Here is a 21,500-nt window from a genome sequence, read left to right as displayed (position 1 = left end):
ATGGTGTTTTGAAAAGCTGTTTCTTTGTTATCATGGAGGTATAAAAAAAGGTTCTTTGAGCAGCAGGAAGTAAAAGCTCAAAGCGATTGTTGATTTAAAGGAGGTTTTTAAATGAAAAAAAAGCGTTATTTAGTACTTGCGTGCCTACTATTTTCTCCTAGTCTTTTTATAAATGCTGAAGCGTCTGAACGTGGTTCTAGTTCGGTGGGGATTGAATTTTACAAAAAAGCACCCCCGAAAGTAGCTCCGAAAGAAAAGCCCTCACCGAAAACAGACGCGCCAAGTCCTAAGGGGCAAGTATCGGGACAGACGAGAACTAATCAAGCCGGTGTGGTAGGCGGTCAAGGTACCCCTACCACTGGCGACAAACAACTACCGAGTACAGGAAGTAAGAGCCAGGCCAATCTTAGCATACTTGGCTTCGTCGTACTTGGCCTTGTAGCAATAGTACATAGAAAGAGGGGACGACATGAAGCAAAATAAATGGCAACGTCTTGCAGCTATTGGCTTATGTGGTTCTTTGCTAGTAAATGCCTTTTCGGGCGTGACGGCAGTTGCGGAAACCGTGACGATTGAAAGTAGTCCGACCGCCGAAAGTAGTGTGAAAGAAGAAACACAAGCAAGTAGTGAAACGCAAGAAACAACGACTGAAACAAGTCGGGAAGTGGCAGAGAAGACAGAGCAACCAGTAGAGGTGCAGAATCAAGAAACTGTTGATACATCACAAGATGCCTTCGCAGAAAATAATCAATCAAAAGGTGTGCCACCATCCGAGACTACACCGATATCATCAGAGGCAAATCCATCCCAAATTAAACCGAGATGGGTTCCTTTAAAAACGGTTGTTTATCCTAATGTTCAATATGATTTTGTAGATGAAACAGGTACGCCTTTTACAGAACAATTAGTCTTCTCTGGAAACTATCAAGCGTTTAAAGGTGGTGATTTTAATTCAACACCAGTTCCTTTGCCGGCACCATATAATAAACTATCAGCTCAGAACAATGGTTCGGGTTCTTATATTTTAAGTGTTAGTAATGGTTCAGCAATGCCATTTACTGAGCAAACAATTGCAAATTATGGCGGTGGTGGAACAAACCCCGTTGTTAAGTATCGAACAATGTTTATTTTAGATAAATTGAATATTGCAACACCATTGAAATTTGTGGACAGTATTGAATATGATTTTGTAAACAGTAATTGGGCTCTGTACCTGTACACCGGATTTAATGCAACGACAGGTATCTTTGATAACAGTGTTGAGGAAGCAAAAACATTTCCAATGTCGGAAACATCAAAAGATGCGAAGTTCCAAAAAAATGCGCAAGGATATTTTGAAATTATTCAGCCCAGTACCTTTGCGATTTCAAGTGGGGATTTTACTGGTTGGACGATTCCTGGATACAGTAATATTAGATTATTTGGATTTGATGGTACAAATACAATTAAATCAAAAATGATTTACAAAGTTACTCGAAAACAAGTCACAGAAAAATTTGTTGATGGAACAGGTGTGGCAATTACACCACCGACTGGTTTTACGCAAAATAAGAAAACACCGATGACAAGTAACAATTTTACTTATACAAGTGCCAAAGCCTTGCCAGATACGTACAAGGCAGGCGGCAAAACTTACAAGTTCAAAGGCTGGTACAAAGGCAAAACAAAACCAGCGACTTTAAAAACGACGAAGACACCAAGTTACGCTGTGACTTACGATGACAATGACGACATGACAGCGGTCTATGAGGAAGTTGTACCTAAAACAGTAACGGTACCAGCAGTTGATTATTTATTTGGCTTTATCAATGAGAAAGGTGTGTACGTCTATGATGCGAAACTAACTGCAACTATCACAGAGGTCAGTGGTGGAACAGTCAAAAACGGTAGTGCAATCACTAGTGTACCCGAAGGTGTTTTCCAAAAATTAACAATTCCTAGTAAAGCATTAACATATACGGAAACGTCACCCGTGTTTTATGGCGTTACTAAAGCTAACGTGCAAGTACCAAAATACTATAAACAACCAACCGTTAAACCAGGTAGTTATTTTACTGGACCTCTTGGCGGCTACCCGATGGCTACCATCGCTCTGCAAAACATTGCCAACGGTCAAAAAAGTAACGCTTCTGTAGACGGTTCACGCTTTGATGTTGTCCCAAATGAGTCAGCTAAGCCTAACAATTATTTGCTAGTAAGCAATTTTTGGGCAAGTGATACAACTAAGACAGCTTTTTCAAAAGCCTTAAGCATGACTACAACCGTAAACGCGCCGTCCTTCTTTACAACAGAGGATAAAATGTTTTATTTCTTAGAAAACCGACGTATCACCGAAAACTTCGTCGATAGTAATGGAACGAAAATTACACCGCCAACTGGTTTCACGCAAGGCAAACAAACCGTGATTGATAGTGATTCTTATACCTTCAAACAAGCTGGTACTTTGCCTGACACCTATAAAGCTGGCACAAAAACCTACAAATTCAAAGGCTGGTACAAAGGCAAAACCAAACCAGCAACATTAGAAACCAGCAAAACACCAAGTTATGCTGTTACTTACGATGATAATGACGATTTAACAGTTGTCTATGAAGACCAAACATCAATTACTTTGCCAGGTGCAAGCTATCAATTTGGTTTTATTGATGATTCAGGAAAGATAGTGGATCCATCAAAAGTTGGTTTAACCTATGACTTATGGCTGTTAGATAAAAAAGTAAGTACCGTTACTAACAAAAATCTAAGTGGAGTCAATATTGGCAATGTTAAGTCAATGAGTATTCCTGATAAAGAAATTCCATTGCCTGTTTATGGAGATGGGAATAGTCTGTTTAGTCCCATCAACATGACGTTCTCCTTGCCAAAATATTATTCAAATATGACTATCAATACTGGCTTAAATAGCAGTTATCCGCTTCCTGTAGTTACTGAACATCGAAGCAATGAAGCGCCAAAAGAAGTACCAACAACCGATGCTAGTTTTGCTTTACAAAAGGTAGCAGATCAATCTTATACCACAGCATATACGAATAGTAATCCAGTAGCGCCTAATGTTAAGTTTCCAATCCTTTATCGTCGATATGCAGTCCCACCAATGGGGCTTGATCCTTATACTAATTACTCAACCTTTAGTGGGCCAGTATATTATACGTTAACTCAACGGCGAGTAACGGAACATTTTGTTGATAATAACGGCAATGAAATTCCAGCGCCAACAGGCTTCACGCAGGGCAAACAAACCGTGATTGATAGTGAAAACTTTACGTATACGAGTGCCAACGCCTTGCCAGATACGTATACCGCAGGAGACAAATCTTATAAGTTCAAAGGTTGGTACAAAGGTATTGATAAAACTGCGCTGGAAACCACGAAAACACCAAGTTACGCCGTCACTTACGATAACAAAGACGACATGACAGCGGTCTATGAAGAAGTGCAAGAAACCACTGTTCACCCTGGTTTCTACGCGGAGTTTGTCGATGAACAAGGCAAAGCATTCACGAATCCACTTACGCTTTCTGGAAACTATACAGAATTTCTCAGAAAAAATGCTACTAGTCCCTTTGAAGCGACGGGTTCGCTTTACCCAATGGCGGGAAGTAAAGAGGCAACTGTTGCTAATCGCTATAAGATAGAAACCAAGCAAAACGTCTTGATTCCTAATAATTATGAGCTTTTACCTGATCCAGCAACAGGTGTTTTAAATAGAGGATTTGCGTTGAATAACTTTGGTATTACGAATGAATTGAAGTACGTGGACAAAGTGGAAGCAATAACGAAAACCATTACGTTGTACGACTATGATACGATTAGTGACATTGGCACCAACCTTCTGTCAGATGCAGCAACGACTAGTTTAAATAGCTTTGAAACAACGCTTAACAAGGAAACGAACAATACTTTTTCTGTTAAGGCCAAGTGGGGCCAATCAGGATTATCAAGAGATATCCTACCTAATCTGTTATTTTTAACCAGTGCAAATTCCAAACCAAGACTATTTGGTTTTGATGGAACTAGTGACTACAAGCAAACGATAAACTATAAAATTACACGAAAACAAGTCACTGAAAATTTTGTCGATGCAACGGGGGCCAAAATTACACCACCAACAGGTTTTACGCAAGGTAAACAAATACCAATGACAAGCAATAGCTTCACCTACACGAGTGCCAATGCCTTGCCAGATACGTATACCGCAGGAGACAAATCTTATAAGTTCAAAGGTTGGTACAAAGGTATTGATAAAACTGCGTTGGAAACCACGAAAACGCCAAGTTATGCCGTGACTTACGATGACAAGGATGACATGACAGCAGTCTATGAGGAAGTCCAACCAACGGCAGAAATGACTGTTAGTCGGTTACTAGAAGTGATTCCCAACGGATCTTCTATGGTTTGGACAGTTAGACTAAAAAACACCAGTGAAGTTCCGTTGACCAATATTAAACTAGCACCAACGGCCAAATGGGCGGCAGGTATTTCGGCGCCGACTCAATTAGCTGTTCGCATTGGTAGTACATCAAAAATTATCCCAGTGACGGCAGAACAATGGCGCACAGGAGTTAACTTGGGTGTGGAAATTCCGGTGAATGGTGAAGCTTTAGTGACAGTGAACACAGCGAAAATCACTGGAGAACCAAGGCAACTTTTAACCGCAGAAATGACAGCTAGCGGGAACTTTTCTGCAGTGACAGCTAGTAACTTTGTGCGTATTCAAGGCGAAGATCAAACGATTACGCCTGCGCCAGTAGAAGAAGGTTTCATTAGTACACCAACGTTTGATTTTGGGAAAATTACGATTAGCAGTAGTGCCAAACAGTACGGTCTGAAAAAAGCAGCCGATTATTATGGGAATGGTACGCGTAATCCATACTTGCGGATCAAGAAAAGCCAACCCAATTGGCAGTTGACAGCACAATTATCACAGCTCAAAGCATCTACCGATAGTTTGCCAACAAGTACGCGCTTATTATTAGGCAATGCGGATGTTGCAGCAATCGAAAACTATAACCAAGTCACAGAATCAACGAATAAAGTGGGGGTTACGAAAGCCTTAACTTTGACGAGTGACGGTACATCTACACCAGTAATTCTTAATAACCAATTTACAGGTAATGATGTCTACCAATTAGATTTTGATTTTGCTAGCGTGAAATTAGACGTCCCAGCCAATCAAGGGAAAATAAATGAGAAATATCAAGGGACGGTGACGTGGAACTTAGTCACTGGACCTTAAAAAAATAATAAACCACCCTCAAAAAGTCTAACTTTTTGAGGGTGGTTTATTATTTTTATGGAAAGCCAATTTTATCTAATGGATAATAACGAAAAGTCAAAACACCTTCCACGCTCTCTTGTTTTACAAAGCCAAAGTAACGACTGTCATCTGAGCGCGGGCGATTATCGCCTAAGACAAAATACATGCCTTCTGGAACGGTCAGGGATTGGGTGGCTTCTAAGGTCTCTAAGGTAAAATCTTGGGTATAATTTTCATTTTTAGAGACATTTCGTTTAGCACTTGCTAAGTAATCTTCACTGAGTGATACACCATTAATATAAAGGGTATCATCACGATACTCGACTGTTTCGCCAGGTAAACCAATTAAACGTTTGGCTACTCGTTGGCCGTTGCGAGGACTAGGAAAAGCGATAATATCAAAGCGTTGTGGCTTTTTAATCGAAGTCACCCATAAACGGTCGTTGTTATGAAGTGTTGGTTCCATTGAAGAGCCATTCACCGCAGCAGGGGAGAACACATAGTGTCGAATCAGCAAGACAGCGCCGACTAACAAAACCAACTGAACCAATCGTTTTAATAATGAGGACATGGACTTCACTCCTTTGTCCTTTTAGTGTACTACAGACAAGGAAAAGAAAAAAGTTTTCCCCTTAAGAAAGGTGTGCTAAAAAACGTTTCATAAAGCGTTGGCGAATTAAAATACCAACATAAGCAGCTGCGATAGCCTTGATGATACCAGGAATAATAAACGGAGCAAACCCGCCAGCGAAAGCATTTGGCCACGGCAGATTTGCGGAATATTTCAACCAAATCATACCGAAAACTAAGGTAACTAAGGCGCCAGCAATATTTGCGATAATGGCCCAAGTATAGTTAAAGGTTGTTTTTTCTAAAATATAACCAGTTAATAAGCCGTTAAAGATAAAGCCGATTAAATAGCCGCCAGTTGGTCCAAAGAGTACACCGAACCCGCTAGACATCCCAGCGTAAACGGGTAGACCAATTAATCCTAATAAGAAGTAAATTAAAATAGCGTAGGTCCCCGTTCTCTTGCCCAAAACGGTAGCGGTTAAGCCGATGGCAAATGTTTGTCCAGTTAAGGGGACAATCCCCAATGGAATTGTAAATTGTGAAAGTACAGCAATAATCACAGCGAATTCTGCTGCTAAAATTAAGGAGCGTAACGATGCTTTATTCATAAGAAGCCTCACTTTCTATTGTTAACCAATTATTTTTATTTGGTTAACAATAGTTTAGCGGAAGTAAACAATTTTGTAAAGAGGGCAAAGAAAAAAACCTTGCCAAGAAAGGCAAGGTTTTGAAAGAAGGTAAGAACCGTAGTTCGACCTTTTGAAATCTTAAAGTTTTTGGTTGTAGTATTCAACGACAAGTGCTTCGTCGATTTCTGGGTAAAGTTCATCACGTTCTGGTAAACGAGTGAAGCTACCTTCTAATTTTTCAGTGTCAAAGCTTACGAATGCTGGACGTCCAACAGTTGCTTCAACTGCTTCTTTAATTGTTGAGATGTTTTGAGATTTTTCACGAACACCGATCACTTGACCAACTTCAACGTGATATGATGGAATATCAACACGTTTGCCGTCTACAGTGATGTGGCCATGGTTAACTAATTGACGTGCTTGACGACGAGTAGTTGCAAGACCTAAACGGTAAACAACGTTATCTAAGCGTTGTTCTAGTAAAACCATGAAGTTAACACCGTGTTTACCTTCTTTAATTTTGCTTGCTTTAATGAACAACGTACGGAATTGACGTTCGTTCATGCCATACATATGACGTAATTTTTGTTTTTCAGTTAATTGCATTCCGTATTCAGAAACTTTACCACGGCTGTTAGGTCCGTGTTGTCCTGGTTTGTAAGGGCGACGAGCTAGTTCTTTACCAGTACCTGATAAAGAGATACCTAGACGACGAGATACTTTCCATGATGGTCCAGTATAACGAGACATTAAAAATTCCTCCAATAAATAAATGTTTTTTTGGAGTAAAATAATTAGATGAAAAATTCATATTCGTTCAGTTCATTCTTCAACCTTCGCCTTTGCAGCCGCGGTTACGCAGTTGAACCAAGTTTGGCAATGAACTGTTGACGAGTTATTATTCTTCTGCTGCAATTATTTTACACAAAATCTAGTATACTTAATAGGATAGGAAACGTCAAGGTTTTAAAGTGAAATCTGAAAAAAAAGGTAGACAAAAACACTTTTCCTCATTAGAATAAGAGGAGATGTTTTGAAAATATAAGTTGAAAACGGAATGAAAGGGAGTTTACAATGAAGTCTGGTTCACCATTGTTTGAACAAATTGATAAATCCATCGACAAGAAAGTGAATTTATTCTCAAACAGCTTTTCCCGCTACGCTGTTCGTGCAATGCTTGCTTGTCTATTTTTAACGTTGGGAACAGCCGTTGCTTTTGCAATCGCAATTAAAGGAGAAGGAATTTCTCATGGTTTAGGGAAAATGCTTTACGCCTTCATGTTCAGTTGGTCACTTGTGATGATTTTATATATGAATGCCGAACTTGGTACCTCGAATATGTTGTACATGACTGTTGGCGTCTATCGTAAAAAAGTCAACTTTTCCTTAGCTGCAAAAATTTTATTTACCTGTATCTTATTCAATTTAATTGGTGGTGTCTTATTTGGTTTCTTGGTATCACTTACGGTGCCGTTCCAAGATTTACCAAAAGATAGTTTCTTCTTTACGTCGATTGCTGGAAAATTAGAAAAAACCACCCTGCAAATTTTAGTTGAAGCTATGTTCGCCAATATTGTGGTTAATACAGCCGTATTAGTGAGTATGCGAATGAAAGATGACGCCGGCAAAGTCGCGGCCATTATTTTCATTATCTTTATCTTTGCTTTCCTTGGTTTTGAACACGTGATTGCCAACTTCCCAGCCTTCAGTTTAGCTTACTTTGCTTCAAACGGCGCAATTGAAGCTTTCACAGCTGGTAATGTTGTTCATAATCTGTTCTGGGCCTTTATCGGTAACTTTATCGGTGGTGGCTTAATTATGGGTCTCGGCTATGCCTGGTTAGATAAAGACAACAAAAACTTAACGTATTTTGATTAATTGATCAACCAACTATACTAAAACATGGTACACTGTTTTAGTATAGTTTTTTTATTATAAGGAGCGAAGGAATGGACACACTTCAATTTCAGAAGAACCCAGAAACAGCAGCAAAAATGTCTGCTTATATGAAACACCAATTTGTTTTTGCAGGCATCCCCGCCCCAGAACGTCAAGCGTTAAGTAAACAACTTTTAAAAGAAAGTCATACGTGGCCAAAGGAAAAATTATGCCAAGAGATTGAGGCTTACTATCAAAAAACAGAACGAGAATATCAGTATGTCGCTATTGATTTAGCTCTTCAAAATGTTCGGAGATTTTCATTAGAAGAGGTCGTAGCGTTTAAAGCCTATGTTCCACAAAAAGCGTGGTGGGATAGTGTGGATGCTTGGCGAAAATTTTTTGGGTCGTGGGTGGCGTTGCATCTGACTGAATTGCCAACGATTTTTGCCCTTTTTTATGGCGCTGAAAATTTATGGAATCGGCGAGTTGCGCTGAATTTACAGTTGATGTTGAAAGAAAAGACCAATCAGGACCTGTTGAAAAAGGCGATTATTTATGATAGAACTACAGAGGAGTTCTTCATTCAAAAAGCGATTGGCTGGTCATTACGCCAATATAGTAAAACGAATCCGCAATGGGTCGAGGAATTGATGAATGAATTAGTGTTGAGTCCTTTAGCACAACGAGAAGGCAGTAAATATTTAGCGAAAGCGAGCGAATAAGGAGAAATGATGGAAAGAAAACTTTTTGCATTTGATATTGATGGGACGTTGTTAAATTCGGAGAAGAAAGCATTGGATAGCACGAGAGAAGCGCTAGCAAAATTGCGGGAGCAAGGACACTTAGTTACGCTGGCAACTGGCAGAAGTCGTTACATGGCGCAAGAGGTGATTTGGGATTTAGATTTTACCAATTACGTATTATGTAATGGCGCTGCGGCTTTTGTAGATCATGAGCAATATTATCAAAATTTATTGCATGCTGAAGCGTTGGAACGTTTGGCACAAGATAGTGATCAACGCGGCTTAGGATTTGCTTGTGTGGGCTTAGATGATATTAAGAAGAGCAACCAGCACCGTGCTGAAAAAATGGAAATTGCGATGAACTCTTTTCATTTTCATTCACCTGCTTATGATGAACACTTTTATCGTCAAAATGATATTTACCAAGCGCTGGCTTTTTATGACGCAGAAGATCAGTGTACGTTTGAAGAAGAATACCCAGAATTCCGCTTTATTCGCTGGCATCAACATAGCGTAGATGTTGTGCCTAAAGATGGCTCAAAATCAGCTACGTTAACGTATTTAGCTAAACGTGTGGGTATTGATGCAAAAAATATCATTGCCTTTGGGGACGGCGAAAATGACCGAGAAATGTTAAGCCATGCAGGGATTGGCGTCGCAATGGGCAATGCGAGTCCTTCCATTCAAAAAGTGGCCACGATGGTCACAGATACCAATGATAATGATGGCATTTGGAAAGCCTTAAAAGAAATGAAGGCCATTTAAAAAAACTGCACCGTTTGTCTGAAAACAAACGGCGCAGTTTTTTTCTTTATTCGATGACTAAAACGCCCTCTTTTAAAGCAAATGGATTTTCTTTGTTAATATGATCGTAGAACATGATGCCATTAATATGATCAATTTCATGTTGAACCACAATCGCTTCGTAGTTTTTTAAACGAACTTTGTGTTTTTCGCCAGCCATGTCAAAATAACTGACGGTAATTTTGTTATGGCGAACGACATACCCAGGCACATCCCGATCGACAGATAAACAGCCTTCCCCTTCACCTAAACATACATCTTGCACAGAATGGCTCAAAATTTTAGGGTTGTACATTACCGTACTTAATGAAGGCTTTTCGTTTTCTGGGTCGTTACTAGGAACATGGACAGCAATAATTCGTTTAGAAATATCTAATTGTGGTGCAGCTAAACCAACGCCACCACGTAATTGTAATTCTTCGGCTTTGACTGGATCTTGACTATTTTTTAAGAAAGTCAACATGTCCTCACCTAATTGTCGGTCTTCCTCAGTGATAGGGACAGGCACTTCTTCTGCCACAGCACGAAGTGTGGGATTCCCTTCACGAATAATATCTTTCATTGTAATCATTCAATGGTTCCTCCTTTGAAACATAAAAAAATTCTTCTTTTATTTATTCATGCGCTGAAATAATCAGTTGTTTACCACCATTTAGTGTATCACAAAATCACCAAAAAAGGGGCTAGATTGTTTAAAAAAACTGTCGAATAATAGAGATTAAGCTTGCATTTTAGCGGTGTTTCCTGTAAAGTAAGCTTGTGTGGAAACACACCATCTATCACTTGGTTTAGCGAGTCACCAACGCTTCACTCAGTGATCAGACGAATAATAGAGAAAGAGGTGGAACAAATGGCAATTTCACAAGAAAGAAAAAACGAAATCATTAAAGAATACGCACGTCATGAAGGAGATACTGGTTCTCCAGAAGTACAAATTGCTGTCTTAACTGAAGACATTAACCAATTGAACGAACATGCGCGTACACACAAAAAAGATCACCATTCTTACCGTGGTTTAATGAAAAAAATCGGTCACCGTCGTAACTTGTTAGCTTACTTACGTAAAACTGACATCCAACGTTACCGCGAATTGATCCAACGTTTAGGATTACGTCGTTAATCATTACGTATAAAGCGAGGTTCAATCAGAATCTCGCTTTTTATCTTATTGTCACTATTGAAGGTCCTCTTTGGAAAGTTTTTAGGAACTACTAACCAAATGAAAGAGCAACAACGACTTGTTACTTTTTCATTTGTTTAGTAGCCGTCTGACTTTTCCAAAGAGCAAGAGTAAAGGAGAAGAATTATGACAGAAAAACAAGTCTTTAAAACAACTTGGGGCGGCCGCCCACTAGAAGTAGAAATCGGCCAATTAGCCAAACAAGCCAATGGAGCTGTCTTAGTACGTTACGGCGATACGGTCGTTTTAAGTGCTGCTGTTGCCTCTAAAGAAGCAAAAGATGTAGACTTTTTCCCATTAACTGTAAACTATGAAGAAAAAATGTATGCGGTAGGAAAAATTCCTGGTGGCTTCATTAAACGTGAAGGTCGTCCAAGTGAACGTGCGACATTAACCGCTCGTTTAATCGACCGTCCTATTCGTCCAATGTTCTCAGAAGGCTTCCGTAACGAAGTCCAAATCACAAACATCGTTATGAGTGTGGATCAAGATTGTACACCAGAAATGGCTGCAATGTTTGGGTCTTCCTTAGCGTTAGCAATTTCAGATATTCCGTTTGATGGACCAATTGCTGGTGTTGACGTTGGTCGTATTAATGGCGAATATGTTTTAAACCCAACGGTAGAACAAGCGGAACAAACAGATATTGAATTAACTGTTGCTGGAACAAAAGAAGCCATCAACATGGTTGAAAGTGGTGCTAAAGAAGTATCAGAAGAAGATATGTTAGGTGCCTTACTTTTCGGTTTTGATGCCATTAAAGAACTAGTGGCGTTCCAAGAAGAAATCGTTGCCGCTGTAGGTAAACCAAAAATGGACGTGGACTTATTACAAGTGGACGCTGATCTTAAAAAAGAAATTTTTGATGCGTACTACAATACAATGAAAACAGCCGTAATGACGGAAGAAAAATTAGCACGTGAAGTTGAAATTGACAAAGTAAAAGATACAGTCAAAGAAGTTTACGCTGAAAAATTTGCGGAACACGAAGAAGAAGCGCAATTACTAAAAGAAGTGAAACAAATTGCGGAAGATCTTGAAAAAGATGTCGTACGTGAGTTAATCACGATCGATAAGATTCGCCCGGATGGCCGTAAATTAGACGAAATTCGTCATTTATCATCAGAAGTAAGTATTTTACCACGTGTGCATGGTTCTGGCTTATTTACTCGGGGTCAAACACAAGCTTTATCCGTTTGTACATTAGCGCCTTTAGGGGAACATCAAATTATCGATGGATTGGGTGTCCAAGATAGCAAACGTTTCATCCATCATTATAACTTCCCGCAATTCTCTGTTGGTTCAACAGGACGCGCGGGCTCACCAGGTCGTCGTGAAATCGGTCACGGTGCGTTAGGTGAACGTGCCTTAGCACAAATTATTCCATCAGAAGAAGACTTCCCTTACACAATCCGCTTAGTAGCAGAAGTGTTAGAATCAAATGGTTCTTCTTCACAAGCAAGTATTTGCGCGGGAACATTAGCATTAATGGATGCGGGTGTGCCAATTAAAGCGCCAGTTGCAGGTATTGCAATGGGTCTTGTTAGTGATGGCGAAAACTATACAATCTTAACAGATATTCAAGGTTTAGAAGACCACCTTGGCGATATGGACTTTAAAGTAGCAGGAACGAAAGACGGAATCACTGCTTTACAAATGGACATCAAAATCCAAGGAATTACAGAACAAATTTTAACGGAAGCATTAGACCAAGCGAAGAAAGCACGGATGGAAATTCTAGAAGAATTAACAACAACGATTGCTGCTCCTCGTGAAGAATTAAGTCAATATGCACCGAAAATTGAAATGATTCAAATTAAACCAGCGAAAATTAAAGATGTCATTGGTAAAGGTGGCGAAACAATCAACAGCATCATTGATGAAACTGGTGTTAAGATTGATATCGATCAAGACGGTAACGTAAGTATTGCTTCATCAGATGCTGAAATGATTAAAAAAGCCATCAAGATTATTGAAGAATTAACCAAAGAAGTCGAAGTCGGCCAAGTTTACTTAGCAAAAGTTGTCCGCATTGAAAAATTTGGTGCGTTTGTTAACCTAATTAAAGGCAAAGATGGCTTGATCCATATTTCTCAATTAGCAAACGAACGTGTGAACAACGTTGAAGATGTCGTGAAATTAGGCGACGAAGTCCTTGTCAAAGTAACTGAAATTGACAAACAAGGCCGTGTCAACGTGTCAAGAAAAGCATTATTAAACGAAGAAAACAAAGAAAAATAATTTCTTTTTAAACCAACGAAAACCAAGGAAGTTTCCTTTCTTTTCGTTGGTTTTTTCGTTGAAAATAAGCCCTAAAAAAGAAATGATAAAAAAAGCTAAAGACGATCGCCAACTCTTTTGTTTATAGTCAATTAGTGGTAAAATTAATACTATCAGTCTGAAGAATATCTGGGGTGTCTTTGTGAAAAAATTTAATCCAAATAAAAATATAATCATTACCTTAATTTTAGTCATTATTTTAGTAACCATTATTAGTTTAACTGCTGCGCAACGTTCTGAAAAAGGCAAAACCAATGTCGTTCAAGGTGGCGTCAACAATAGCGTTAGTATGGTGGATCGTGTGATTTCTTTTCCAGCTCGTGTGGTGGAAAACGGCTTGTCTTCAATGGGCAATTTAATTAACACGTTTAAAGAAAATGAACGTCTAAAAGAAAAAATTGATAGCTATAATGAATTAGCTGTCCAAAACAATAACTATAAACGCGAAATTGATAGTTTAAAACAAGAATTGAATCTGAACGAAACGTTAGCTAACTATGAAAAAGTAACTGCGAATGTCATTACGCGTTCGCCGGATACTTGGCAAGACTTATTAATTATCGATAAAGGAACCAATGACGGCATTGAAGCGGGCATGGCGGTCATGGCGCAAAAAGGGTTAGTGGGGCGTGTCATTGAAGTCAATGCAACGACTGCAAAAGTGGAACTACTAACGTCTAAAAATGTCAACTCGAACCATTTCCCTGTGCGAGTAACTTCCGCAAATGGCGAATCGTTTGGTTTACTTAAAAATTACGACAATAAGACAAATGCATTAATTGTGTCACAATTAACTGGCGATGCCACTCTGAAAGAAGGCGATGTCGTTCAGACTTCTGGCTTAGGTGGTAATTCCCCAGCCGATTTAGCGGTAGGGACAGTTATTAAAGTGAAACCAGATAGTTTTGGTTTAGATCGTGAAGTGTATGTGAAACCTTATGCGGATGTCTATGGTATCTCCGTTGTGACGGTCGTGAAAAGATCGGCAGGGGAAAGCGAATGATTCGGAAAGAGTATTTAAAATACGTCACACCTATTCTCTTGTTTTTCTTAATGTTAATTGATGCTCATTTAACAAAGTCTTTTGAAACGTGGACAAGTAATGTTTACTTCGCCAGTTCTCATCTGTTATTACTTGCGTTTATGTTTGCCGTTCCTAATTTTTCTAAACGTTATTTATTAATTACTTCGTTAATTTTAGGCTTTATTTGCGATAGCTACTACATTGGCATTATCGGGATTTATACAGTCGCACTGACGATTTCGGTTATGTTGATGTATACATTTAAAGAAGTAATTCAAACAAATTTACTAACTGGTTTTTTTGGGATCGTTATTTTTACCACGTTGTATGAACTGATTGCGGTACTGATTCAAGTGGCCTTTCATTTAGCGGATGTCAGCCCGATTTTATTTATTACGCGTGTGTTGGGCCCTACATTGCTATTGAACATGGTGTGGTATGTTATTTTATCTTATCCGCTGAAAAAACTGTTTTCCGTAAAATAAAAATTGAAAATTTTGTTCGTTTGCGAAAAATGCTCATTTGTTAGCATTTTTCGCTTTTTTTATTTTCTTTAAATAACAAAACAATGAGAAGATTACCCTGGAGCCTTGAAGAAAGTTGTGAAAAAAGTGAAGCTTTTTTTTGTCATTTACAAGAAGAAAATTGAAATATTACTGTAACATCCATATTATCTCAGTGACATACAGCTATGCTACAATTGCTCTATCGTTGAAAAAGAGAAATTTATTCAAATTTTAATAAATAATAAAAAAGCTTAACAAAAAAGGATTTTCGGAGGACAACAGATTGAAGAAAAGTGTATTATCGGCTCTAATGGTATGTTCCATTACATTAACAAGCGTAGCGTTGCCATCCGCAGCATTTGCAGATGAATACGATACAAAGATTCAACAACAAGATCAAAAAATTAATGCGTTAACAAGCCAAATGTCAGATGCAGAAGCAAAAGTTGCCGCGATGGAAAATGATATGGTTGAAACGGCCAAACAAATCGATACATTAACAGCTAAAAAGAACAAGCTATCATCAGAAGTATCTAAATTATATAGTGAAATTTCTGATTTGAATGTCCGTATTCAAAAACGTGAAGTACAAATGACAAAACAAGCACGCGATGTCCAAGTGAATGGTCAAAGTGATTCAATTATTGATGCTGTCTTAGATGCAGATTCAGTAGCAGATGCAATTGGTCGCGTTCAAGCGGTCTCAACAATGATGAGCGCCAACAATGAATTACTAGAACAACAAAAAGAAGACAAAGCGACTGTTGAAAAGAAAACAAAGAATGTTGAAAAACAAATTGCTGAATTAGAAGCAGCAACAAAAGAATTAAATGACAAAACAGAATCATTAAAAACATTGAAGATTCAACAAGAAGTGGCTAAAAATGATTTAGAAGCACAACGTTCTGAAGAACAAGGGAAAAAAGACGGCTTCATTAAACAGAAAAAAGAAGCGGAAAAACGTTTAGCAGAAGAACAAGCACGCCAACGTGCAGCTGCTAAAAAAGCAGAAGAACAAGCGGCAGCGCAAGCACAAGCCGCAGCACAAAAAGCGGCAGCAGAGCAAGCGAAAGCAACAAAAGCAGCCAATGAGGCAGTAGCATCCGCCGCTGAAGAAAAAGCCGCAACACCAGTAGTAGAATCATCAACAACTACTGAAAGTACCACAACGCAAGAAACAACAACTTCAAGTACTGAAACAGAAAGTGTTGTAACAACACCTGCAGCAGCACCTGAAAAAGAAAAAGAAGTTCCTGTAACTAACCCAACGACTCCTGAAAAAGGTAATGAAGCAAAACCAGGGAATGGTGGCGTGACTTCAGGAAAACAAGCCGCAATTAATGCAGCTTTAGCAGATGTTGGTAATTCTTATGCAACAGGTTGGAATCAGCCAGGCGAATGTTTAGTATCCGTTCGTCGCTGGTTAGCGGCAGGCGGTATTAACTTCGGTTATGGTGGTCCAAACAGTGGCTATGTTGCTTCTGGCGCAACACAAGTTAGCTGGAGTAACGTGCAACCAGGCGATGTTGTTCAATATGAAAGTGCCTATAGTCCAGATAGCTGGATTGGTGGCGTGCATACTGTCTTAGTTACAGGTGTAAGTGGTGGAAGTGTTCAAATCGTTGAAGCGAACAACCCAGGAGGTTCTGGTTATGTTTCTTCTAACTCTAACTGGTCACCAGCACCACCAGCAGGATTCCGCGCTGTTGTATGGCGTTTTCCAGGCTAAATAGTCATCTATTAATAATTGATAACAAGGAGTGGTAACTAACAAAAATCGTTAGTTGCCGCTTTTTTTATTCATTTAATTTTAAATATATGCATAAAATGTATCTGAAAATATTGTAATCTGGCCGTTTTTTTGCAATTATAGAGGTATATACATATTAGGAGCGGAGGAATCAGCATGAGCGGAACGCACGATACAAAACAAGCAATCGCTTCAGCTTTAATAGAATTATGTGAACAAAAGGATTTTCGTAAAATAAGTGTCCAAGATATTACCAAAAAAGTGGGCTTGAATCGCCAAACATTTTATTATCACTTTACAGATAAATATGATTTATTACGTTGGATTTATCGTCACGATGCATTGATTTACTTAGAAACAGATATTTGTTTGGAAAACTGGGAGGAACAAGCCCTGAAGTTATTAAAAGCGATTAAAGAGAAGAGCCATTTCTACTATACAACGGTGACCTCAGATTCAGAAGTTCTTCTTAATGTTTTTTCCGCTTCGACCAATCGCTTATTTATATCATTATTTGAACAAGTCGATGTTGAGAATCATTTAACAGATAAAGACAAACAATTTTATGCGAATTTCTTTTCCTATGGATGTAGTGGCGTCTTAACGAAATGGATTCTTGAGGAATATCCTCAGACTCCTTTGGAAATGGCGACGCAATTATTCCGTTTAGCGAAAGATACAGAATTTATGGCTTATCATTTGTATGAACAAGAAGCCAATGAGTAATGTGTGAAGGATAAAAAGTTTTATGAAGGAGTGAAACGTTGTGGTAACTGTGTTATTTGTTTGTTTAGGCAATATTTGTCGCTCGCCAATGGCAGAAGCGATTTTTCGTCAGAAAGTCCAACAAGCTGGTTTAGAATCGGCTATTCAAGTGTTTTCAGCAGCTACTAGCCACTGGGAAGTTGGCAGTCAGCCACATAAGGGAACCAGAAAAATTTTGGAGCAACAAGGAATTTCCTATCAAGGAATGCAGGCAACACAAATCCAGCCAAGTGATTTTAAAAAATATGACTATATCATTGGGATGGATGCGAATAATGTGGCAGATTTAAAAGCATTAGCTCCTCAAGAAGAGCAACGGCGGATTCATTTATTTATGGAAGTTGTGGCTGGTAAAGAAACCATGGACGTACCTGATCCTTATTATACTGGAGATTTTGAGGAAACTTACCGCTTAGTGGAAGCAGGTACCTCAGAATGGTTGAAAAAAATAAAAGCACAGCTGAAAGATTAGGACTATAGTCCGATAGTACTTTCTGTTTCCCCTTGGTACAATAGTGCTAACAAATTGTTCAGGGAAAAAGAGACAGGAGGGAAGTAAGATGAACAGTAGTTATTTATCCTATGTTTTTGAATTAAGTTTGTATTATTTATTGTTGATAATGAGTCTGCCGCTAGTGTATGCTGTCACGTATCATTTATCTTTTAGTAGTATGTATACAAGTGAATGGTTAATGATCTCTGTTTTCTTATCTCCGTTAGTTTTATTATTTGCAGGTATTCGTTATGGTTTTGCTCGTTTGAAACAGCAAGAACGTCAAGCGATGAAATAAAGCAAAAAATCCTTGAAAAGTGTCAAAACTTTTCAAGGATTTTTTTATTAAGCCACCCAATCGGCTAAGGTTTTTTGCTCCAATTGGAAAGCCTTCAACATATCGTCGTTGGCGTCTTTAATAGGCGTCGTTGCTGCTAATGTTCCTTGAACAGCAATTCGCGTCGTTGCTTGTAAATCGCCACAGGTAATTAAGGTAATCATATTTTGACCAGGAACGTCATCAATTAACTCAACGCGGGTTGGTTCGATTTTTTCTACAGAAGTTATTTTGTATGTATAAACAGTAGATAAATCAGTGATATAAATGAGTTCGTCTTTTTTGGTTCTTTCTAAAGGTGAAAATAAGGAAACGCCATCTTCCGTTCGATGACTAGCCAAGGCATAATTGTTTTTCCCCATGACTTGATCTTCTTTCATGGTTCCCGCACCAGTTAATAAAGCGACATTTGACAATCCTTTAAAAATAGGCAAATTAATTTCGACACTTGGTATCGCAATGGCACCAATCACAGGTAAGTTTTTGTTTTCAAATTGGGCTTTCATCACCGCTTCTGTGCTCAAGGACTCAACTGAATCAAAGTCAAACGTTGTTTCACGAGCCATATTTTTCTTCACATCAGCTGGTTTCAGCTTGCTAACGGCGTACGAGCGGCTATTTTGTTGAACCACCCAACTGCGTATCTGATTGTTAAAAATTAAGGCCAAGCCAATGATAAATAGTAAAACTAATAAGCTGTTGATTAACCAATTTTTTCCTCTTTTTTTCTCTTTTGGGCGCATATTCTCCCTCCTTTTAATGTATCAAGTTTACCACAATTTATTTGAAAAACCTATTTATTTTCTTCGGGGAATAGGTAAGCAGACCGGACCTTGATTTAATAAAAAACAACTGAATCGATTGATTTTTCAAAAAAATCCTCATTTTGTAATGGAATTTTAAAGTAAAAGAAACAAGCTTTTCTTTTGAAAATATTGTAAAATGGTAAGGAGGCTAGTAGAGGGGAGATGGGAATTTGCTTGATTTAATTTATGTACATATAGATGTAACCAGCAACGCGGTTTTATCTAAAGGAATTACCCATTCCGATTTTGTTCGTTCAATTGTGCATCATCCACAGAACTTACTATTATTAGATCCTTCTGCCGAAGCTGGCGAATACGATATGCATTCAGGCTTGAAAATTATTCGTGGAGAAGAAAGCGTCAATCGCTATTTTCAATCGCTACAACGTCGTTGGATGACTGAAGAGATTAAATGGATTGACTTTTCCGATGTGACGATGCTAAAAGAGCTAACGCCATTAGAAATTTCGGAACTTCTTTATTTTGGACACATGAAGAATAGTTTGCATTCGCCTTTCTTTTATAAGCTACAAAATGATTTTGTCTTTTTTGAATTTGCAGATCAGATGACGCGTGTCTATTATCGTTATATTGATGAATTTTATCGAATCTTTGCTGATAAAATTACACGTGTTGTTTTAGAGAAAGTCAACCAGAAAAAGGCCTTCTTTAAACGAAATACGCCTGTCGAAAAATTAAGTCCTGAATTACTTAAAAATATGAAAGGTATCTTGCAAGAAGGTGTTATTTTTTGCTTCCAACAAACGGAAGTGGATAAAGAAGAATATCGGATTCCTATTTACTTGGTGGAAGATTCACTTAGCAAGATGAAAAATACCTCTTACCAAAAAGAAGAAATTTTGGCAACGCTTGTCTATAATAGTGAAAAACGCATTTGGCACATTGAACAAGAGAATGATTTCGGTGAAATTTTTATGTTAGCCCATGAAGGCTGAGAGAGCTCTAACTTTATCAACTAAAGTAGGGCTCTTTTTGTAGCTATGATTTGAATGAGAAATCAAGTATAATAAAATGATAAAAAGGAAAGAAGGTTGTTTAATGAAAAAAATACTCTATGGCGCTCTGACTGGCTTGGCCCTCTTTTTGGTAGCTGGCTGTACACCCAAAACGCCTACTGCTGTTTCACCAACAAATGAACAAAAAGAAACAGCAATATCAACTAGTGAAACAAGTTCATCCGTACAACAAGAAGCAACGACGACATCAGAGAAGACAAGTGCGGTAGCTGTCTCTTTAGAAAAAGTAACGATAGCATTTGAGAAAAAATATCCAGAAGCTAAAATAACAAGTCTGCAGTTAGATACAGATTTTGGCCGTTATTTTTATGAAATAGAAGGCGTGGATCAGCAAAAAGAATATCAAGTTGAAGTGAACGCAGAGACAGGCGAATTCACAAAAGAAAAAGTCGAAACTTTGGATGTCGATGAACAAAATAGCGTTAAAATGCAAGAAGAGGCACTTGATTTAACAAAGATCATTTCCAGAGAACAAGCTACAACCTTGGCTGAAAAAGCAGCAAAAGTCGGCCAGGCAACAGATTGGAAGTTAGAGAAAGAATTAGGAATCACCTATTGGGAAGTGAAAGTGAAAGAGGGCCAACAAAAAATAGAGGTAAAAATCGATGCTCATTCTGGTAAAATTTTGACAACTGAGCGGGATGATTAATGGATAAACAGTAGCTGGCATGCGTTTGAGTAGGAGTTGATTCCCTTAAACGTTGGTCCAGCTATTTTTTTGCTTGTTCGACAAACGTGTTTTTCTAAAGTCCCTATGGTAAAATAACGATGTATTAGTGGTTGAGAGCGTCAGAACATAGGAGGAAATTTGTTTGGCTAGAAAAATGGATTTACGTATTTGGGTAGAAGGAACAGTCGTCGCAGCAATGGCAATGGCCCTCTCTTTTTTACCGATTGAATTTGCCAATAGTGGCTTGGACCTATCGTTGGGAATGGTCCCATTAGTTCTTTATTCGTTTCGTCGTGGGTTGCTTCCCGGAGTTGCAGCAGGCTTTGTTTGGGGCATGTTAAATATTATTCTCGGTACAGCCATGAAAAATTTCTTGTCCGTTCCACAGATTATTTTTGAATATCCCTTTGCTTTTGCGTTTGGAGGAATGGGTGGCGTATTCGCTAGAAAAATTCAACTCTATTTTCAAGCGAATCGCTTAAAATCAGCCATTCGTACGATTATTTTAGGAAGTGTTGTCGCAGTCTTCGCCCGCTGGTTTTGGCATTTTTGGGCGGGTGTATTGGTTTGGGGCATGTATGCACCAGAAGGAATGAGCCCATACCTCTATTCTTTTGTACTAAACGGTACGAGTACCGTCGTCAATTGTTTGTATGTAAGTCTAGTACTAGGCTTATTGGCAAAAGTAGCACCGCAATTATTTGTTCCTAAGAAATAAGTTGAGTCCTAAGTCAGAAGTTTCCTTTACTTCTGACTTAGGACTTT

21 protein-coding genes are annotated in these 21,500 nt (G+C 38.6%); 16 read left to right on the top strand and 5 right to left on the bottom strand.

Annotation, left to right across the window (positions count from 1 at the left end):
* Nucleotides 1-111 precede the first annotated feature (111 nt).
* Entirely contained in the window at nucleotides 112-483 is a 372-nt protein-coding gene (locus tag IGJ52_RS12290) for an LPXTG cell wall anchor domain-containing protein (protein ID WP_010816818.1), read from the top strand.
* Nucleotides 470-5,236 (top strand): WxL domain-containing protein, encoded by a 4,767-nt coding sequence (locus tag IGJ52_RS12285; protein WP_438792142.1) that lies wholly within the window; start codon nucleotides 470-472, stop codon nucleotides 5,234-5,236. Before IGJ52_RS12290 ends, IGJ52_RS12285 begins: the two co-directional genes overlap by 14 nt.
* Nucleotides 5,237-5,291: 55 nt before the next feature.
* Here the strand turns inward: IGJ52_RS12285 and lepB are convergent, their stop codons facing one another.
* The 3 genes from lepB to rpsD all read right to left on the bottom strand — a co-directional run bounded on the left by lepB (nucleotide 5,292) and on the right by rpsD (nucleotide 7,209).
* Complete coding sequence (gene lepB, locus IGJ52_RS12280) at nucleotides 5,292-5,828, bottom strand: signal peptidase I (protein ID WP_002383266.1); 537 nt, start codon at nucleotides 5,826-5,828, stop codon at nucleotides 5,292-5,294.
* Nucleotides 5,829-5,889: 61 nt separating this feature from the next.
* Nucleotides 5,890-6,438: a biotin transporter BioY gene (locus tag IGJ52_RS12275; RefSeq protein ID WP_438792141.1), complete on the bottom strand. Its 549-nt coding sequence runs from the start codon at nucleotides 6,436-6,438 to the stop codon at nucleotides 5,890-5,892.
* A gap of 159 nt (nucleotides 6,439-6,597) precedes the next feature.
* A complete protein-coding gene (gene rpsD, locus IGJ52_RS12270) occupies nucleotides 6,598-7,209 on the bottom strand; it encodes a 30S ribosomal protein S4 (RefSeq protein WP_002365342.1) in 612 nt (203 codons plus the stop codon).
* Between the two features lie 324 nt (nucleotides 7,210-7,533).
* On the opposite strand from rpsD, the gene IGJ52_RS12265 reads away from it, so the two are divergent.
* The 3 genes from IGJ52_RS12265 (at nucleotide 7,534) to IGJ52_RS12255 (ending at nucleotide 9,848) form a co-directional block, all read left to right on the top strand.
* Nucleotides 7,534-8,337: a formate/nitrite transporter family protein gene (locus IGJ52_RS12265; RefSeq protein ID WP_002365340.1), complete on the top strand. Its 804-nt coding sequence runs from the start codon at nucleotides 7,534-7,536 to the stop codon at nucleotides 8,335-8,337.
* A 71-nt stretch (nucleotides 8,338-8,408) separates the two neighbouring features.
* Nucleotides 8,409-9,062 (top strand): DNA alkylation repair protein, encoded by a 654-nt coding sequence (locus tag IGJ52_RS12260; protein WP_033601053.1) that lies wholly within the window; start codon nucleotides 8,409-8,411, stop codon nucleotides 9,060-9,062.
* Between the two features lie 9 nt (nucleotides 9,063-9,071).
* Entirely contained in the window at nucleotides 9,072-9,848 is a 777-nt protein-coding gene (locus IGJ52_RS12255; RefSeq protein ID WP_002361040.1) for an HAD family hydrolase, read from the top strand.
* Between the two features lie 46 nt (nucleotides 9,849-9,894).
* Here the strand turns inward: IGJ52_RS12255 and def are convergent, their stop codons facing one another.
* On the bottom strand, nucleotides 9,895-10,458 hold the full coding sequence (gene def / locus IGJ52_RS12250; RefSeq protein WP_002381104.1) for a peptide deformylase: 564 nt from the start codon (nucleotides 10,456-10,458) through the stop codon (nucleotides 9,895-9,897).
* Between the two features lie 279 nt (nucleotides 10,459-10,737).
* On the opposite strand from def, the gene rpsO reads away from it, so the two are divergent.
* The 8 genes from rpsO to IGJ52_RS12210 all read left to right on the top strand — a co-directional run bounded on the left by rpsO (nucleotide 10,738) and on the right by IGJ52_RS12210 (nucleotide 18,183).
* Nucleotides 10,738-11,007 carry a 30S ribosomal protein S15 gene (gene rpsO / locus IGJ52_RS12245; RefSeq protein WP_002354983.1) on the top strand — a complete coding sequence of 90 codons (270 nt, stop codon included), beginning with the start codon at nucleotides 10,738-10,740 and terminating at the stop codon, nucleotides 11,005-11,007.
* A 186-nt stretch (nucleotides 11,008-11,193) separates the two neighbouring features.
* Nucleotides 11,194-13,308: a polyribonucleotide nucleotidyltransferase gene (gene pnp, locus IGJ52_RS12240; RefSeq protein ID WP_002367402.1), complete on the top strand. Its 2,115-nt coding sequence runs from the start codon at nucleotides 11,194-11,196 to the stop codon at nucleotides 13,306-13,308.
* Nucleotides 13,309-13,489: 181 nt separating this feature from the next.
* Nucleotides 13,490-14,350, top strand: a complete 861-nt coding sequence (mreC, locus tag IGJ52_RS12235) for a rod shape-determining protein MreC (RefSeq protein WP_002383273.1) — start codon at nucleotides 13,490-13,492, stop codon at nucleotides 14,348-14,350.
* Nucleotides 14,347-14,856, top strand: coding sequence for a rod shape-determining protein MreD (gene mreD, locus IGJ52_RS12230; RefSeq protein ID WP_002359075.1), 510 nt, complete (start codon nucleotides 14,347-14,349; stop codon nucleotides 14,854-14,856). Before mreC ends, mreD begins: the two co-directional genes overlap by 4 nt.
* Before the next feature lie 331 nt (nucleotides 14,857-15,187).
* Complete coding sequence (locus IGJ52_RS12225; protein ID WP_438792189.1) at nucleotides 15,188-16,606, top strand: CHAP domain-containing protein; 1,419 nt, start codon at nucleotides 15,188-15,190, stop codon at nucleotides 16,604-16,606.
* A 177-nt stretch (nucleotides 16,607-16,783) separates the two neighbouring features.
* Complete coding sequence (locus IGJ52_RS12220; protein ID WP_002354991.1) at nucleotides 16,784-17,353, top strand: TetR/AcrR family transcriptional regulator; 570 nt, start codon at nucleotides 16,784-16,786, stop codon at nucleotides 17,351-17,353.
* 40 nt (nucleotides 17,354-17,393) lie between these two features.
* Nucleotides 17,394-17,864 carry a low molecular weight protein-tyrosine-phosphatase gene (locus IGJ52_RS12215; RefSeq protein WP_010715461.1) on the top strand — a complete coding sequence of 157 codons (471 nt, stop codon included), beginning with the start codon at nucleotides 17,394-17,396 and terminating at the stop codon, nucleotides 17,862-17,864.
* An 88-nt stretch (nucleotides 17,865-17,952) separates the two neighbouring features.
* Complete coding sequence (locus tag IGJ52_RS12210; protein WP_002383277.1) at nucleotides 17,953-18,183, top strand: hypothetical protein; 231 nt, start codon at nucleotides 17,953-17,955, stop codon at nucleotides 18,181-18,183.
* 47 nt (nucleotides 18,184-18,230) lie between these two features.
* Here IGJ52_RS12210 and IGJ52_RS12205 read toward each other — a convergent pair whose 3' ends face one another.
* Complete coding sequence (locus IGJ52_RS12205; RefSeq protein WP_002354994.1) at nucleotides 18,231-18,965, bottom strand: class A sortase; 735 nt, start codon at nucleotides 18,963-18,965, stop codon at nucleotides 18,231-18,233.
* A gap of 233 nt (nucleotides 18,966-19,198) precedes the next feature.
* Here IGJ52_RS12205 and IGJ52_RS12200 point away from each other — a divergent pair, with 233 nt between their 5' ends.
* The 3 genes from IGJ52_RS12200 to thiT all read left to right on the top strand — a co-directional run bounded on the left by IGJ52_RS12200 (nucleotide 19,199) and on the right by thiT (nucleotide 21,453).
* Nucleotides 19,199-19,984: a hypothetical protein gene (locus IGJ52_RS12200; protein ID WP_002354996.1), complete on the top strand. Its 786-nt coding sequence runs from the start codon at nucleotides 19,199-19,201 to the stop codon at nucleotides 19,982-19,984.
* 76 nt (nucleotides 19,985-20,060) lie between these two features.
* A complete protein-coding gene (locus IGJ52_RS12195) occupies nucleotides 20,061-20,714 on the top strand; it encodes a PepSY domain-containing protein (RefSeq protein ID WP_438792140.1) in 654 nt (217 codons plus the stop codon).
* A gap of 163 nt (nucleotides 20,715-20,877) precedes the next feature.
* Nucleotides 20,878-21,453, top strand: coding sequence for an energy-coupled thiamine transporter ThiT (thiT, locus tag IGJ52_RS12190; RefSeq protein WP_002354998.1), 576 nt, complete (start codon nucleotides 20,878-20,880; stop codon nucleotides 21,451-21,453).
* Nucleotides 21,454-21,500 lie beyond the last annotated feature (47 nt).

The organism is Enterococcus sp. DIV1758, from assembly GCF_051711985.1.
In the GTDB taxonomy this organism is placed as follows: domain Bacteria; phylum Bacillota; class Bacilli; order Lactobacillales; family Enterococcaceae; genus Enterococcus; species Enterococcus faecalis.
The sequence above is the reverse complement of the archived record's forward strand: the minus strand, read 5'-3'. Positions and strand labels throughout refer to the sequence as shown.